This is a genomic window from Xanthomonas sp. CFBP 7698, assembly GCF_003600855.1.
Classification (GTDB): domain Bacteria; phylum Pseudomonadota; class Gammaproteobacteria; order Xanthomonadales; family Xanthomonadaceae; genus Xanthomonas; species Xanthomonas cannabis.
On the sequence record NZ_PRDN01000002.1, the window covers coordinates 92268 to 108288 of the forward strand.

The 16021-nt window shown below is 66.6% G+C and carries 17 protein-coding genes; 7 read left to right on the plus strand and 10 right to left on the minus strand.

Translation table 11 applies throughout. From position 1 onward, the window contains the following. The 10 genes from XnspCFBP7698_RS08175 to XnspCFBP7698_RS08220 form a co-directional block, all read right to left on the minus strand. Positions 1 to 843 carry a class I SAM-dependent methyltransferase gene (locus XnspCFBP7698_RS08175; RefSeq protein WP_104580108.1) on the minus strand — a complete coding sequence of 281 codons (843 nt, stop codon included), beginning with the start codon at positions 841 to 843 and terminating at the stop codon, positions 1 to 3. Between the two features lie 279 nt (positions 844 to 1122). Further along, complete coding sequence (locus XnspCFBP7698_RS08180) at positions 1123 to 1974, minus strand: Wzz/FepE/Etk N-terminal domain-containing protein (protein WP_104580107.1); 852 nt, start codon at positions 1972 to 1974, stop codon at positions 1123 to 1125. Positions 1975 to 2017: 43 nt separating this feature from the next. Beyond that, positions 2018 to 3151: a hypothetical protein gene (locus XnspCFBP7698_RS08185; RefSeq protein ID WP_104580106.1), complete on the minus strand. Its 1134-nt coding sequence runs from the start codon at positions 3149 to 3151 to the stop codon at positions 2018 to 2020. Next, entirely contained in the window at positions 3148 to 4101 is a 954-nt protein-coding gene (locus XnspCFBP7698_RS08190; RefSeq protein WP_104580105.1) for a glycosyltransferase, read from the minus strand. Before XnspCFBP7698_RS08190 ends, XnspCFBP7698_RS08185 begins: the two co-directional genes overlap by 4 nt. Then, on the minus strand, positions 4098 to 5351 hold the full coding sequence (locus XnspCFBP7698_RS08195) for an O-antigen translocase (RefSeq protein ID WP_104580104.1): 1254 nt from the start codon (positions 5349 to 5351) through the stop codon (positions 4098 to 4100). Before XnspCFBP7698_RS08195 ends, XnspCFBP7698_RS08190 begins: the two co-directional genes overlap by 4 nt. Then, entirely contained in the window at positions 5348 to 6472 is a 1125-nt protein-coding gene (locus XnspCFBP7698_RS08200) for a DegT/DnrJ/EryC1/StrS family aminotransferase (protein WP_104580103.1), read from the minus strand. The genes XnspCFBP7698_RS08195 and XnspCFBP7698_RS08200 overlap by 4 nt, the downstream gene beginning before the upstream one ends. Continuing rightward, a complete protein-coding gene (locus XnspCFBP7698_RS08205) occupies positions 6460 to 7392 on the minus strand; it encodes a GNAT family N-acetyltransferase (protein ID WP_104580102.1) in 933 nt (310 codons plus the stop codon). Before XnspCFBP7698_RS08205 ends, XnspCFBP7698_RS08200 begins: the two co-directional genes overlap by 13 nt. Next, a complete protein-coding gene (locus tag XnspCFBP7698_RS08210) occupies positions 7379 to 8332 on the minus strand; it encodes a hypothetical protein (protein WP_104580101.1) in 954 nt (317 codons plus the stop codon). Before XnspCFBP7698_RS08210 ends, XnspCFBP7698_RS08205 begins: the two co-directional genes overlap by 14 nt. Positions 8333 to 8335: 3 nt before the next feature. After that, positions 8336 to 9007 carry an acetyltransferase gene (locus XnspCFBP7698_RS08215; protein WP_104580100.1) on the minus strand — a complete coding sequence of 224 codons (672 nt, stop codon included), beginning with the start codon at positions 9005 to 9007 and terminating at the stop codon, positions 8336 to 8338. Further along, positions 9004 to 9438, minus strand: a complete 435-nt coding sequence (locus XnspCFBP7698_RS08220) for an FdtA/QdtA family cupin domain-containing protein (RefSeq protein WP_104580099.1) — start codon at positions 9436 to 9438, stop codon at positions 9004 to 9006. The genes XnspCFBP7698_RS08215 and XnspCFBP7698_RS08220 overlap by 4 nt, the downstream gene beginning before the upstream one ends. 311 nt (positions 9439 to 9749) lie before the next feature. Between XnspCFBP7698_RS08220 and XnspCFBP7698_RS08225 the strand changes: the two genes are divergently transcribed. From XnspCFBP7698_RS08225 to XnspCFBP7698_RS08255, 7 genes are all read left to right on the plus strand, one after another. After that, on the plus strand, positions 9750 to 10370 hold the full coding sequence (locus XnspCFBP7698_RS08225; RefSeq protein ID WP_146093207.1) for a cytochrome b/b6 domain-containing protein: 621 nt from the start codon (positions 9750 to 9752) through the stop codon (positions 10368 to 10370). 65 nt (positions 10371 to 10435) lie between these two features. Beyond that, a complete protein-coding gene (locus XnspCFBP7698_RS08230) occupies positions 10436 to 11782 on the plus strand; it encodes a cytochrome C (RefSeq protein ID WP_104580097.1) in 1347 nt (448 codons plus the stop codon). Between the two features lie 34 nt (positions 11783 to 11816). After that, positions 11817 to 12206 carry a c-type cytochrome gene (locus XnspCFBP7698_RS08235; RefSeq protein WP_047696832.1) on the plus strand — a complete coding sequence of 130 codons (390 nt, stop codon included), beginning with the start codon at positions 11817 to 11819 and terminating at the stop codon, positions 12204 to 12206. 526 nt (positions 12207 to 12732) lie between these two features. Continuing rightward, positions 12733 to 13410 (plus strand): hypothetical protein, encoded by a 678-nt coding sequence (locus XnspCFBP7698_RS08240; RefSeq protein ID WP_104580096.1) that lies wholly within the window; start codon positions 12733 to 12735, stop codon positions 13408 to 13410. 51 nt (positions 13411 to 13461) lie between these two features. Further along, positions 13462 to 14055, plus strand: coding sequence for a sigma-70 family RNA polymerase sigma factor (locus tag XnspCFBP7698_RS08245; RefSeq protein WP_179455132.1), 594 nt, complete (start codon positions 13462 to 13464; stop codon positions 14053 to 14055). Beyond that, positions 14052 to 14696, plus strand: coding sequence for a zf-HC2 domain-containing protein (locus XnspCFBP7698_RS08250; protein WP_047696831.1), 645 nt, complete (start codon positions 14052 to 14054; stop codon positions 14694 to 14696). The genes XnspCFBP7698_RS08245 and XnspCFBP7698_RS08250 overlap by 4 nt, the downstream gene beginning before the upstream one ends. Further along, positions 14693 to 16018, plus strand: a complete 1326-nt coding sequence (locus XnspCFBP7698_RS08255; RefSeq protein ID WP_104580095.1) for a S8 family serine peptidase — start codon at positions 14693 to 14695, stop codon at positions 16016 to 16018. The genes XnspCFBP7698_RS08250 and XnspCFBP7698_RS08255 overlap by 4 nt, the downstream gene beginning before the upstream one ends. Positions 16019 to 16021: the final 3 nt, after the last annotated feature.

Genomic DNA, 16021 nt, shown 5'->3' on the forward strand with positions numbered 1-16021 from the left:
TCAGCGCTTGCGCATCACGATGAGGAAGTGATCGCCCATGTCGCGCAGCAGCGGCAGGCCGCCGAACCGGTCGTCCAGCCGCCCCAGTCGCTCGGCCAGGCGCGGGTGCCGCTGGCAGACATCCACCAGATAGGGCGGTGGCAGAAACAAGCTCAGCGCACGATAGCGCTCCAGTACGAAGTGTGGTTCGAACGCGCGATAGAACTCGCGCGGCAGGTGGTACCAGGTCCAGATGGTGTGCCCGTTCATGCCTACCGCCGTGGCGCCCGTTGCCGCACGCACCGCCGCGCGCCTGAAGCGCGCACGCAAGGCGTAATGGCCGATTTCCCACGGGCAGATCCGCCCGATCACCGAAAACACCAGGCAGCCATCGGCCCGCAACAGACGTGCGCACTGGGCGGCTACCGCCGGCAGGTCCGGTGCGCAGTTGAGCGGGCCGAAGTTGGAGTACATGCCATCGAAGGTGCCCTGCAACTGATCCAGCTGCTGGATGCCGACGTGCGCGGCCGCCAGGCGTTCTTCCAGGCCCTGGGTGGCCGCACGCTGGCGGGTGCGCTCGACCATGGCCGGCGACCAGTCGGTGGCCAGCACGCGATAGCCGCGCCGGGCGAACTCGCCGGCATCCAGACCGGTACCGCAGCCCAGGTCCACCAGCCGCGCGCCTTGCGGCAACTCGGCAGCGACCGTGTCCCACAAGGTGGTGCGCATGCGCTGGATCAGCGCATTGTTGCCGCGCGGACCGTCATAGTCGGGGGCGACGCTGTCGAATGCACGCTGCGTTTCCAGCAACTGTTCCGGCGCGACCGTGCCGCCGCGCGCAGCATGCTCATTGACCAACGACATGCATCGCCTCCCACACCTGTCCTGCTGATTCCACGGCACTCTCCGGACGCAGTGCCGCCAGCGCGGCATCGCTTGATAGACCCGTGAGTGCGTCCGGCTGCCGGTTTGGTTGCAGTCGCACCGCCTGCCAGCTACCCGCCGTGCCGGGGGCAACGCCCGCGTGCTGTGACCAAGGACCGAACGGGGATGCGCTTACGCGCTCGGCGCACAAGACCTGGAGCTGGCAATGCTGCGATCGGTCTGCGCTGCGACGCGTTGCAGAGCGTGGATGCCCAACACTCAGCCGGCCGCGGTGACGCCTGCCATGCGGTGGCGACGCCACGCATTGCGCAGCACCGCCGCCACCGTGCCCAGCCCGGCACCGCCCAGCAGGGCGACTGCCCAGACCATGACGGCATTCGGGAACGCCCGCTGTTCTGGCACGTACAGCGGCCACGCCAGCGAGGTCTGGTAGGTATACCGTGCGGTCAGCCGCGCGATCAGATCGTCGCGCTCGGCCTTGATCGCGCGAATGGCAGTGGTGTTCTCGGTCAACAGCACCCCGGCCAGCACCTGCGCAGGTGTCGCACCGGCCCCCCCCTGCCCCGCGTGCAGCTGCTGCTGCAGCTGCACGCGGGTGAGCGTGGCAACACGCAGGTCTTCGCTCAGTCCCTGCAGGCGGGTACGTGCCAGCGCGAGCGCGGCGGTGTTGGTGTCGCCGTGCAAGGTCTGGAGGACTGTCACGGTTGCCATGGCCAGGGTGCGCGCCTGCTGCGCCGATCCGGCACGGACGGTGATGCCGATCAGGTTGGCGTACGGGTCCGGGTCCGGCTTGAGGCTGCCGCGGTACACCTGCGCGGCGCGGCTCTTGAGCGGCACGCCGGCCTGGCGCAGCACCGCATCCTGAAACAGCCGCGTCTTCATGCGGTCGATCACCCTCTGGAACGGCTCCACCTTGGGGTCGCGGCCCGCCGGGGTCGGGCCGATCTCGCCCACCTGGATCCATGCAGTGGCTTCCCATTGCGGGGTGGCCACGCGCAGGAAAACGAAAGCCAGGCCAAGCACCAGCACCAACGCAGCCAGCGCCCAGCGCCATTCGCGCCGGAGGATGCGCCACAGGTCGATCAGATAGATTTCGTCGTGTTGATTCATGGTGCGCAGACTCTGAAACGTGAGAGAGGACGTGGCCGCGTACTTACACGGCAGACGGGCATGGGGCATGGCGGTTGGGCAGCAGCACGGTGCAGGCATGCAACACCAGGCACAGCGCAATGAAGCCGAAGTTGGTCCAGGTAAACGCCTGCGGTGCAAAGGGCGACATCACGCAGGCATAGGCGATGCGCAGAAAGATCAGCACATGGAAGATCGACAACGACCGGTTGAGCCGGCGCACGCTCCACACCAGGCCCGCATACAGCGCCAGCAACGCCAGCAAGGCACCGGGGGCACCCCAGGCCATCAGAAACGGGAAGAACTCGGTGCCCACGTTGATGTTGGGCGCGTCCAGCGGAATGCCGGTGCCGGCAGTGGCAATCGAGCCGCTGAAGGGCACCAGCTGGTTGATCAGCAAGCTGGCGTTGACGTAGCCCTTGGCGAGTATCGCGCCGAAGTTGTAGGGCCCGGCGCTGATGTACAGCAGCAGCCACTGCAGCCCCTGCGGCACGGCGCGGTAGAACGCACTGAACGGCAGCGCCACCGTCGCCAGCGAGCCGGACCGCAAGGCGCCAAGCACCGAGAACACGCCGCCGCCCGCCAGCAGCAACAAGCCGATGGTCTTCCACGGCAAGCGGCGTGCCGCATCGCGGCGCAGCAGCATCACCAGCACAAAGGAAAACAGCCCGGCGAAGATGCGGTTGCGGTCGATCACCACGATCGGGAAGACAAACCCCAACGTCACCATCGCCGCGCGCAGGCCGCGGTGGCGCACGCACAGCAGCGCGATCGGCGGCAGGATCCAGCACATATTGGAGATGTGCCGCACATGCGAGCGCGCCGGGCTCAAGGTTGCGTAAGACGCGGGATCGCTGAACAGCGGAATCGGAAACAGCACCACATCGGCGATGCAGAACACGGTGACTACCGCCGCCAGGGTCAGTGCCAGGAAAGCGTCGCGGGTGCCGGCGTAGCGGTAGCGGCGGAAGTGCTCGATATCGGGCAAGTGTGTCCGCAGGAGCGCATCGAGCGCACAGGTCGACGCCGCAGCGACTGCGAGCAACGCCACGCCCGCGCCGTAGCCATCGGGGAGCGTATAGGTGAGCCACGTCAATGCGCAGCTGAGCAGCATCGGCAACGCCAGATAGCTTGCCGGTCGTCGCAACAGGCTCGTCATACCGGCTCCGTCGCGCGCGCCGCATGCCCCGGTCGCCAGCGTGCCTGCAGCGATAACCAGGCATAGGCCAGCAGATGGCCGGCCAGGGCAAGCGGCCGGCGTTGCAGGTAGGCCACCTTGGCGGCGATGTAGCGCGATTGCGCACGCAACAGCGTGCGGTCAGATTCTTCGTCGAACAGCTTCGCGCAGCGCAGCGCAACCTGCCGCGACTCGCTCAGATTGGCGATGCGCGCACGCACGTCGACGGTCTTGCTGAGATTGCTGCCATGCAAGCGGTAGGCGCACACCTGCATGTCGACAAATCCCAGCGCATTACCTGCAGCAAGGCGCAGAAAGAAGTCCCAGTCTTCGATGCGCAACGACTCGTCCCAGCCGCTGCGGGCATCGAAAGCACTGCGCCGCAACAGCGCCACTGCACCGCTGACCGCCCAGTACCGAATCACCGCGCGCCGGATCCCGGGCTCGGAGCGATACAGATCGACATCCACACCGTGCAGGTCGCGCATCGCACTGTCGTGCAAGCGCTGCCCGTGCTGATCGACCACGCAGGCATCGCCGATCACTGCCAGCTTTTGTGGGTGCGCACGCAGGTAACGCACCTGTGCATCGAGCCCGCCCGCCAGCAGGTAATCGTCGCTGGCACCCAGGCGCAGATAGTCGCCGTTGGCACGCAGGGCCAGCTCGTTGAGCGTGGCAGCCACACCCCGGTTCTCCCGCTGCACAAATTGCACCGGCAACCGATGCCCGTGCTGCGCGACCCACTCACCGATCCTCTCGGCGGTCGCATCGCTGGAGCCATCGTCGATGATGACGATCTCCTTGCACGGGTAAGGTTCTTCCAGCACGCTGTCCAGGCAACGCTGGACGAAGCGCGCGTGGTTGAATGCCGGGATCAGCACCGACACCAGCGGCCAGTGTGCACGCTCCGACAGGGGCATTCGTTCGCTCACGCCGGTTGCACCAGGTAGCGACGCACCACCACGATGTTGAACAGCAGGTACAGCACGTAGTTGGCGACGAACGCGTACATCGCACCGACCAGGCCGAAGTGCGCGGTGCACAGGTACACCAACCCCAGGTAACTGGCCGCAAATACGCATTCGGACAGCACGAACACGCGCGTCATCGCCTTGGCCAGCATCACATACGACAACACGAAGGCGGCAATCTTGACTACGTCGCCGATCAGCTGCGGCGCATACAACGCCCTGGCCGCGGAAAACCCTGGGTCGAACAGCACCCAGGTCACCCAGTCGCGGCAGACATAGACGCCCAGGGCCATGCCGATCACCGCAGGCATCACGTAGCGGTACGCGGCGCGCAGCTCGCGCCCCAGCGCGGCACGCTCATGCAACGAGGCCAGCTTGGGCAGGTAGTACACATTGATGGCGGTGGTGAAGAACAGCAGGTACGCATCCGACACCCGGCTCACCGCTTGCCAGTAGCCGACCTGCTGCCAGCCGAACTGTGCGACCAGATGGTCACGCACCAGCATGACCACCATTTGCGGCACCAGCGTGGAGGTCAGCGTCATCACCGAAAACGCGGCCAGACGGCGCGCCATCGGCGCATCGAAGCGCATGCGCAGCATCTCGCGTCGAAAGTACGGGCTGGCCCGCAAGGCCGGCACGCCGGCCAGCAGCCACAGCACCTGTCCCAGCACCAGCGCCAGCAGCGCGCCCTGCAACTGGGCCCGGCTGGACAACCACGCCACCAAGGCCACACTCAAAACCGCACCGCTCACCTGCACCACGGCCAGGCGGCGCACGTCCATGAAGCCGTTGATCACGGCAAGAATGTAATTGACCACTGCAATGCCCAGCTGCGCGATCGCCAGCACGCAGATCAGCGGCCGGTAGCCGGCATCGCCCAGCAGACGTTCGGCGAGCGCCTGGCTGAACAGCAGTGCCAGCACGGCCAGCACGCAGGAGGCGCAAAACGCATACCACAGCGCCGTGCCCAGCAGGCGTGCCTGGGCCTGCGGGTCGCCGCGATATTCGGCCACATACTTGACGATCCCGGCGCTGATGCCGCCACCGGCCAGCACCGCCAGCACCGACATCAGATTGAGGAACTGCCCGAGCCGGCCCACCCCTTGCGGCCCGGCATGGATGGCCACCAGCTTGACCACCACCAGTGCAGCGAGCAGCTTGGCCAACGTCGCAACGCCGGTATAGGCGCTGCTGCGCAGCAGATTCATGTGCGGGCGCCGAAGGATTGGCATGCGTCAATCACCCGCTGCACCGACGCGGTATCCAGCGTCGGGCTCATCGGCAGACTGAGCACCTCCGCATGCAGGCGCTCGCTGACCGGCAGGCAGGCATCGCCCAGGGTGGCGTAGGCCGGCTGCCGATGCGGCGGCACCGGGTAATGAATCTGGGTGTGGATGCCATGGCGCAGCAGATGCGCCTGCAACGCATCGCGCTGCGGGCTACGCACCACGAACAGATGCCAGACATGCTGCTCGTCGCTGACCACGGCCGGCAGCGTGATCAAGGGGTTGTCGATCCCCTGCAGATAGCGCTGCGCCACCTCGCGCCGCAGCGCGATCTCTTCGTCCAGATAGCCAAGCTTGACCCGCAGCAAGGCGGCCTGCAGCTCATCCAGGCGCGAGTTCACGCCCTGATACAGATGGTGATACTTCACCTCCGAGCCGTAGTTGCGCAGCGCGCGAATGCGCTCGGCCAGATGCGTATCGGCGGTGACCACCGCGCCGCCGTCGCCCAGCGCACCAAGATTCTTGGTCGGAAAGAAACTGAAAGCGGCCGCATCGCCGAAGGCACCGGCACGCCGGCCGTGCGCCATCGCACCGTGCGCCTGCGCCGCATCTTCGATCAACAGCAGCCCGTAGCGGTGCGCCAGCGTCTGCAACGCCGCCATATCGGCCAGCTGACCGTACAGGTGCACTGCCATGATGGCGCGGGTGCGTGGCCCGATCGCCTTTTCCACACTGGCCGGATCCATGTTGAAGGTGGCCGGATCCGGCTCCACCGGCACCAGCACCAGATGGTTCTGGCTGATCGCCAGAAAGGTGGCAATGAAGGTGTTGGCCGGCACGATGATCTCATCGCCCTCGCGCAGCGCGCCCAGCTCCCGATAGCCACGCAGGATCAACGACAGCGCATCCAGGCCATTGCCCACGCCCACGGCATGGGCGGTGCCACAGTAACTGGCAAACTCTTCTTCGAACCCGGCCAGCTCCTGGCCCAGCACGTACCAGCCGGCATCGATCACCCGCGCGGCGGCGGCCTTGAGTTCGTCCGCATACCGCGCGTTGACCGCGCGCAAATCCAGGAAAGGCACATCCATTACAAGGTCCATCGATAGACATCCTGTACCACGGCCCGCGCGCCGAAGCGCTCCTTTTGTTCGACCAGCCCCTCGTTGAGCACCAGCCCCCCCTGCTCGGTGGAAATGCCGAAGCTGAAGTAATCGCGCGCCGCATACACCTGCGTGATCAGCTCGGCCAGCAACAGGCTCAGCGCATCCAACTGGCGCCCGCGCTCGGACACCGCCAGGTACTGGGTGTGCACGCTGCGCCCGAAGTCGTAGACCAGTGCCGCTGCCAGCAACCGCCCCCCAGCACGCGCCTCATGCAGCACGATGTGATGCGGGAAGCGCCCCTGCAGCAGCTGCAACTCCTCCAGGCGATGCGTGGGCGCCACGGCATGGCGCCGCAACACATCGCTGAGCAGCGCATGAAACTCTTCCAGCGCGGTGCCGGTCTGGATCTGCACACCGGCCTTGCGCGCCTTGGCGATCGACCGCCGCCGCTCGGCACTGAAGGCAAAGGGCTGACGCAGTGCAATCACTGACGACAGGTCACGCCGAGACAGCTGCGCGCCCACACGATGCAGCGCGTAGAGGTCTTCTTCGGCCGGGTACGCATGAAAGACATGCGGCACCGGCTTGTAGACGATCTCGCGCACACCTGTTGCCCGGTAATGCGCTGCGATCAGCTCGAACACCTGCAAGCTCGCGCCTGCGCGCAAGGCCGCCGAGAAGAGCAGACCGGCATAGGTAAGACCGGCGTGGCTGCTGACGCAGTCGCCGTGCACATTGGCCGGAAACACCGCCACCACCTCACCGCCACGTTCCACCAGCAGCGACGCATCCACGAATCGGTCTGCGTGATAGTCCATGTAGCCGCGCCGATGCAACAGATTTCCATTGCGCGAGCAGGTGACAAGCGCGTCCCATCTGGCTGCATCGCTGGTGGTGTAGGGCCTAACCGAATACATGGCAGCCCTGCAGTTCCACCGGCAACGCAGCGTCGGCCAGGCCAAAGCCGGCCTGCCCCATCGCATTGCCGTTGTAGAACATCAACACACGCTCGCCGTGCTGGATCAGTGCCGGATAACACAGCGTCTGCGCATCCCAGCCGGTCTCGGACAGTCGCAGCCCAAGCTGGCCGTCGTCCCGCTCCCAGTGCACGCCATCGCGGCTGAAGGCGATGCCCGGGAAGTAACCACCCGCGGTATCGCCGCGGGTGAAGTACATCAGATAGCGTCCGCCAAGGCGGTAGACGCGCGGACGCCCGATTCGGTATTCCGTGCCCTGCGGGCGCAGGCACACGCTATCGTCAAGGGGAATGCAGCTCAACACATCGGTCTCGGCATAGCGAATGTGATACCGCGGATACGGCTGGCCGCCGATATATTCCCAGTCATCGCCAACCGCGTACCACAGCCGCCAGCGTCCATCTTCATAGCGTGCCGAATGCACCGCCGCGATGGTGCTGCGGCCGGGCGCACGGTCCAGCAGCGGCGTGTCCTGGCGGCGCTGAAACGTCTCGCCGCCATCGTGCGAGACAGCCAGGCCGGTGAACGCCAGGAACTTGGCCTTGGCCACGCGCTGAAAGCCGACATAGAACATGTACAGGCCATCCGGCCCGGCCACCACGTCTCCGAGGATCATGCCGTTGTCGTCGAAGCTGCCGTCGCGCCCGATGTCCAGCACTGGCCTGGCGCTCACGCCAACGATCTGCGTCGGCGCATCGGCACGCACATCCACGTAGCCGATCCGGCTCACTCCCTGCGTGTCGCGAAATCCCGCGTACACGCGCAGCACCTGCGCGGACAGCCGGTACGGGGTGGGCGTCAACGCCGCATGCTGCATCCAGCCGCCCACGCCATCGCGTGCGACGTCGAACACCAGGCCTCGCTTGGTCCAGGCGAACATGTCTTACAGCTCCACGTCGAACGCAGATCTGCCTGCCACGGCGCGTGCCGGTGAGCCGACATACACGCGTTCGGGCTCGGTATGCCGGGTCACCAGTGCGCCCGCGCCGATGATGTTGTGCGGGGCAATCCGCACCTTGTCGCTGAGCGTGGCGTTGACGCCGACGAAGCTGCCCTGCCCGATCTCGCAATAGCCGGAAATCACCGCATGCGAGGCAATGAACACGTGGTCCTGCACCACGGTGCGATGGCCGATATGGTTGCCGCTCCACAGGATGCAGTTGTTGCCGATACCGGTGAAGGGCTGGATGACATTGCCTTCGAAGACAAACGTGTTGGCACCGATCTCGGCATTGCGCCATACGAAGGCGCGCGAGCTGACATAACTGGCGCAGCGGTAGCCGCGACGCACCACATCCGCGTAGAACCGCGCACGCAGGCGGTTCAACTGCGTGGCGGGAATCGCAACAAAGACCTCGTACGCCGCAGGCGGGTAGCGCTGTTCGAGTTCTTCGTAAGCCACCACCGGCAGCTCGGCCAGACTGGGCCGCAGCAGGAAATCGCGCTCCACGCTGAAGGCGACCACCTCGTAGTCGCTATCGTAACGAAAGTATTCGCAGGCGATCTGGGCGAACTCGCCCGCACCGACGATCACCAGCGGCTTGCGGGTGCTCATGCTTCCAACCTGCGTGCATCGTTGCGATGGCCACGCACTTCGCTCAGGAATTGGTCGTAGTCCAGGATGTAGTCGCCGGGGTCGTAGAGCTGGTCGGCCAGCACCATCAGCACGCAGTCGGGGCTGAAGTGATGCAGGTCGCGCCACACCATGCGGCCCAGCAGCAGGCCTTGCGCCGGGTCGTCCAGCACCACTTCGGTCGGGCCATCGCCCTTGCCTTCGTCCAGCAGGATCCTCACCGAGCCGTGCAAGGCCACCGCAAGCTGGTTGAGCTGGCGGTGCGCGTGCTGTCCGCGGTGCACGCCACTGCGGGTGCCGAACAGGTAGTACACGCGGCGTATCTCGAACGGGACATTGCGCTGCTGCTCCAACGACACGAGCAGGCCGCGATCATCACCGTGGGTATGCAACTGGATGGGTTCGAAGGCCATGATCCGGGGGCGTTACCGCTGACTGCACGTAGTGCGACATGCCTGAGTGCGCCGCGATGCGCGAAAGGTTGCGCCACGCCGGGGCCCTGCGAAGCGGCGTGCGCGCAAGCGCAGCAGCACGCGTGGCGCAGCGCCGATGTCCCGCCGCCGCGATAAAAATTCGTTGTGGCGATGCAACCTTTCATCGGCATCGCCGCACATATCGGTGCACGTTCACCTGGCCGCAGCTTGGCCGGCGTGGGGAGCCAGGCCTGGCAGCGCGACACGCATTGCCGGAACCAACGACCACCACCGGTGAGGACACCGACCAGATGCGCTCTTCCCCTCAGGCTTCCGACTCGGCGGCCAGCGCCGATGCCACCGCGCTGCCGTCGGCGCCAGACACTGCGCCGGCCGCGCGCGTCATTCCGCTCCCCAGACCGATGCGCGTGCTGCACTGGCTCACGGTGCTGTGCCTGGTGATGGCGGCCAGCCTGATCCTGCTGCGCGCCGAACTCGATGGTCGCGCATTGCGTCAGTGGCTGCTGGAAGGTCACCGCCACTTCGGCCTGATGGTGTTGCTGCTGTTCGTGTTGCGCATCGGCCTGCGCCTGCGTCTGCGCAAGCTGCCGCCCGGTCCGCCCGCCCCGCTGATCACCCGCTTGCTGGCCGGTGCCACCCACCTGGCCATGTACGGCCTGATGCTCGCACTGCCGCTGATCGGCTGGTCGCTGAGCAACGCCTTCGGCAAGACGGTGTATCTGTTCGGCCTGCCGCTGCCGAACCTGATCGAGGTGGACGCGGATCTCGGCGACACCCTGGGCACCTGGCATCTGAACGCGGCCTGGGCGCTGCTGGCGCTGGTGCTGCTGCACATCGGTGCCGCGCTCTGGCATCACCTGGTGTTGCGCGATGGCCTGTTGCGCCGCGTGTTGCCAGGCAAGCACGCATGAGCCCTCGCCCGTTCTCCGCACGCATCCAATCCGTTGCATTCCGTCCCGCCGAACAAGGACTTTCCATGCCCAACTCCCAGCCCGCTCCGCGCCGCGCCACCGCCTCGCGTGCCGCCTCCCTGACGTCGTTGCTATGCGTCACCGGTCCGTTGCTGCTGATGGCGAGCAACCAGGCGCAGGCGGTTGCCGCCTTCGCACGCCAGACCGGTTCGTCCTGCGCCGATTGCCACATCGGCTCGTACGGCCCCTCGCTCACGCCGTATGGCATGCGCTTCAAGCTCGGCGGTTTCACCGATACCGACGGCAACGGCACCAAGATACCGGTGTCCGGCCAGCTCACCTGGTCGCGCAACAATCCCAGCCGTGGCGACAGCACCGCACGCCTGACCCAGGCCGACCTGTATCTGGCCGGCCGCGTCAGCGACAACGTCGGCGGCTACTCCAAGATCCGCTCCAACAACAGCGGCAATGCCACCTTCGATACCCGCCTCGACGACGTCGATCTGCGCTTTGTGACCAAGCCGTTCCAGCTGGCCGGCAAGGACACCATGGTCGGTGTCAGCGTCAACAACAATCCGGGCATCTCCGACCCGATCCACGTGTTGCCCAATGCCTCCACGCTGACCCCGGCGTCCAACGGCGGCGCCTCCACCATGCTCAGCTCCTCGTCGCTGTCCAACCGCGTCATCGGTGCCAGCGTGTACGGGCTGTATGACAAGAACTGGTACGGCGAAGTGGGCAGCTACAGCGCCTTGTCGCCGTCTGCGCAGGACCGCCTCGGCTGGCCGATCAACGGCGACCCGGGCAAGCTCAGCGACACCACCTACGCGCGCGTGGCCTACATGAAGGACATGAAGCGGCAGTTCTTCTCGGTGGGCCTGACCGCGCTCAACACGCGTCGCCAGCGCCCGCGCAACGGGCCCAGCGACGACCTCACCGACTTCGGCTACGACCTCACCTACCAGTTCCTCGGCACGCGCGAGCACGTGGCGTCGCTGGCCTACGTCAACATCTACGAGCGCCGCAAATACGGCAGCCCGCTGATTCCGTCCGACCCGACCATGCCGGCGCTGGACCGCGGCAGCGTGCGCGATCAGACCTTCAGCGTGAACTACGCCTTCAAGCAGACCTATGGCGTGCTGGCCGCGCACATGATCAACACCGGCTCGTTCGATGCGGCGCGCTATTCGCCGGTGGGCATCCCCGACACCACCAGCAATCTGATCCTGCTGTACTGGAGCCCGTTCGGCCGCGAAGGCACCTACACCACCAACGCCAACCTGCGCGTTTCCGCTGGCTGGTTCCGGTTCGACAAATTCAACGGCAGCACCTCCAACGTGTTCCGTGGCCCGCCGATCACCAATCCGCGCGATCTCGACAGCTTCTCGCTGTCGGTCAACCTGGCGTTCTGATCCCCCACCGTTGCACGCAACCGTACGGACTCATATGCACCCATTCCACAAAACGTTGTTATGCGCACCGCTGGCCGGCCTGTTGCTGGCCGGCGCAACCCTGGCCACGCCGGCGCGCGCCGCTGATGGCAAGAGCGTCTTTGCGACCGAATGCGCCGAATGCCATAGCGCCACGCAGGGCAAGAACAAGAAGGGTCCCTCCCTGTTCGGCATCGTCAATCGCCCTGCCGGCGCGGTGGCGGACTTCAGCGGCTACTCCCCTGAGCTCAAGGCAAGCAAGCGCACCTGGGATGCGGCCGGCCTCAAGGCCTTTCTGAGAGCGGATTCGAAGAAAGCGATACCGGGTACCAAGATGAAGTACGAAGGGCTTGAAGACGAGAAGGAGCTGGACGCCCTGATCGCCTACCTCAACACCCTGCACTGAGACGAACGGCAAGCCATGCCGGAAACGCCGGCCGGCGGGGTGTCCCTGCCGGCACGGGGACGGCAAGGCAGTCGAGCCTGCCCAAGCCATCGCTGCATGTGTCTGAAGACCGCGCTTAGGCAGGTGCGATCGCTTCAAGCCCGGTACAGCCTGCCGGCCGCAGTCTCCGCGGCCGGCAGCCGGTCACATGCCGCACCAGGACGGGTGCGCGGTATCGCGTTGCCTGAGCCGACACCTTCGCGTATACGGACGGAACCGCCACAGCTGGGGCGGTCTCGTCCTGCGTGATGGGTCACTATCGCGCCCCGCTTCGTGTCCATGCCCTACGCCCTTGCCGAACCTGCTGTCCGCCAAGCAGTCTCCGTACCCACCGCGACGCCATTGCGCCTGCGGGGGGCGGCCGTGGGCCGCATCGCACGGCCGTGCACCGTCGTCCTCCTCGTCGCCTCGACGCGTGCCCTGCCTGCACGCGCATTGCAGAACGCCGGCACCGCAGCCCCAGCGCTTACAGCTGCGCCATGCAGTCATGCTCGCCCTGCTCCTGGGCCCCTGCGGCAATGCACTGGCCGATAATGTCGGCGGTGCGGTCGCAGTCGCCTCCTCCCTGATCGATCGCGGCATCGCAATTGCGCCCAACCGCTTCACCCTGCAGACCGCCGGCTACTGGCTGCCGTCGCCGGGCTGGTCGACCTCGGTCTCTGCCGCACTGCAGTCGCCGTCGCTCAGCAAGCCGGTGGCATTCACCATCCAGGGCGCGCGCGCCTGGATGCTGGACGACCGCTGGCAGATGCAGGCCAGCCTGCTGTACTACGCCTACCCGGCCGACCGCCAGTCGCGCACCTTCGACCGCCAGGAAGCGAGCCTGGCCTGGTCCTACCGCGACATGCTGACCTTTTCGCTGTCCACCTTCAATTTCCCGCGCGCGCAGCGCTCGCCCTGGAACAAGGTGATCGACGTCACCGCCAGCGTGCCGCTGTCGTCCAGTTTCAGTCTCTCCGCTGGTGCCGGCATCTCCGATTTTCCGGCAATGACCTACGGCGCCGCCAGTTCCGGCCGCTATCGGTATGGCCAACTGGGCCTGAAGTGGAACCACGCCGCATGGACCGTGAAGCTGGACCGGATCCTGACCAGCAGCAACACCCCGCGCGCGCAGGGCGGCCCCGGCGAAACACCCTGGGTGGGCATGGTCTCGCGCGCCTTCTGATCCACCCGCAACCTTTTGCCCGCCTGCGGGCACTCAAAGGTGTCCTACGCCATGCCTGCCTCGATGAATGACACCGACACCCTGGGCGATGCCACCGACCGCATGCTGTTGCGCCGCATGGCGGCGGGCGATCGCGACGCGTTGGCCAGCATGTACACCAGTTATCACGGGCGCCTGTGCCGGTTTCTGTCGCGCCTGACCCGCCGCCCCGACATCATCGAGGAGGCCATCAACGACTGCTTCTGGATCGCCTGGCAGAAAGCCGGCGACTTCCGCGGCGATTCGCAGGTGTCGACCTGGATCATGGGCATCGCCTACCGCTGCGGGCTCAAATGCCTGCGCCAGCATGACGGTGAAGCCATCGACGACACCGCGGTGGTGGAAGAGCACGCCCCCAGTGCAGACGACAACGACGACCGCGAGCTGCGCGACTGGCTGGACAAGGGCATGGAGCGCCTGTCGCCGGATCAGCGCCTGGTGATCGAACTGGTCTACGGCGTCGGCCACAAGCTGGAAGAAGTCGCCGACATCATGCAGTGCCCGGTGGGCACGATCAAAGCCCGGCTGTTCCATGCACGGGTCAAATTACGCAACGTGCTGCCCGGCCTGGCCGGCAGCGCGCCTTACACGGAGACCATGCAATGAAGACGTTTTTCATCGCGCCTGGCAAGGAATGCTCGCACGCGTGGGAGCTGATGCCAGCCGTCCTGCTGGACAGCGCCACCGAGGAAGAACACAGCTGGCTGATTGCGCACGTGGCCAAGTGCGCCTCGTGCAGCGCCGAGTTCGCGCAGCAAAATCGTCTGCGCCAGGCGCTGGCGCTGCCGTCGGCCGTCACGCTGGACCCCAATGCCGGGCTGCAACGCCTGCTCGGCCGCCTGGATGCCCCCGAACAGCGCACCGCGCCGGCACCGGCAGTACGCCGCTCCGGCAGCTGGACGGTGCGCGCACTGGCCGCCGCCGCGTTGGTGCAGGCCATCGGCCTGGGCGTCATGGGTGTCAAGCTGGCCTCGCCGGCCCCCACGCACGACTACCGCACGCTGAGCAGCGCAACCGCGTTGCCGGTGCCGCAGGGCGCCATCCGCGTGGTGCCCGATGCCAGGATGACCGTGGCCGACTGGGATCGCCTGCTGCGCGCGCAGCAGTTGCAGGTCATCGCCGGGCCCAACGACCTGGGCGCCTACACCGTGGTGCCGGCCGCGCCGCAGCCGCAGCCGCAGCAGACCGTGCAGCAACTGCGCGCCAATCCGGCCATCCGGCTGGCCGAGATCGTCTCCGCCCCATGAGCCGTCTTCTCGCCATCGGCCTGTGCGTCACCCTCATCGGCCTGGGCCTGCAGGGCAGCGCGCACGCTGCCGCGCCCACGCAGGACACTGCGAACCTGGCCGCCATCGCCGCGGCATCCGCTCCGGCCGATGCGCATACACCCGATGCCAGCCGCGACATCCTGCTGGCGGTGGCCAATCCGCTCAGCGCACCACCGGCGCGTGCCGGCTCCAGCCTGATCGGCTACGCCTCCAGTTACTACGGTGCCGGGCAGAAGGCCGCCGTGCGCATGGAAGCCATCAAGCGGCGCTACAAACTGCGCGAGGTCTCCGGCTGGCCGATCACCTCGCTGGGGCTGTACTGCGCGGTGCTGCAGCCGCCAGAAGGCGTGTCGCGCGATGCGCTGGTCAGCACCCTGTCCCACGACGACGGCGTGGAGCTGGTGCAGCCGGTGCAGGATTTCTCGGTGTTTTCTGCCGATGCCGCCGAAAAGAGCACCCCGCTGTCGGGCTACAACGACCCGTACGTGGACATGCAGCGCGGCTTCATCGACACCGATGCCGCCAGCGCGCAGACCGTCACCCAGGGCCGTGGCGTGGTGGTGGCCGTGGTCGACACCGGCGTGGATACCAGCCACCCCGACCTGAAGACGCGCATCCGCGACGTGCACGATCTGGTCGACGACACGCCGGTCATGACCAGCACCGATTCGCACGGCACCGAAGTGGCCGGCATCATCGCCGCCGGCAGCAACAACCATCAAGGCATCGTCGGCATGGCGCCCAAGGCCATGCTGAGCATCTACAAGGCCTGCTGGTATGCGCCCACGGTCGGCGCCACCGCCCGCTGCAATACCTTCACCCTGGCCAAGGCGCTGGCGGCGATCAACAACAGCTCCGCGCGGGTGGTCAACCTGAGCCTGGGCGGCCCGGCCGACCCGCTGCTGAGCAAGATGCTGCTGCACCTGGTGCAGCAAGGCCGCATCGTGGTGGCGGCCATGCCGCCCAACGGCCGGCTGGACGGGTTTCCCAACGACGTGCCGGGAGTGCTCGTGGTGCGCAGCAGCAGTGCCAGCGCGGCGATGCCAGGGGTGCTCAGCGCACCCGGCAAGGACATCCTGACCACCCAGCCCAACGGCCGTTACGACTTCACCTCCGGCTCGTCGATGGCCACCGCGCACGTCAGCGGCATGGCCGCGCTGTTGTTGTCGCTGTCGCCGTCGATGGACGCCAGCGCGCTGCGCGAGCTGTTGCAGCGCACCAGCAAGGTTTCCGATGGCCAGCTGCAGGTCAATGCCGGCGCGGCGGTCGACGCGTTGTCGCCTTCCAAACATTCCAACTGACGA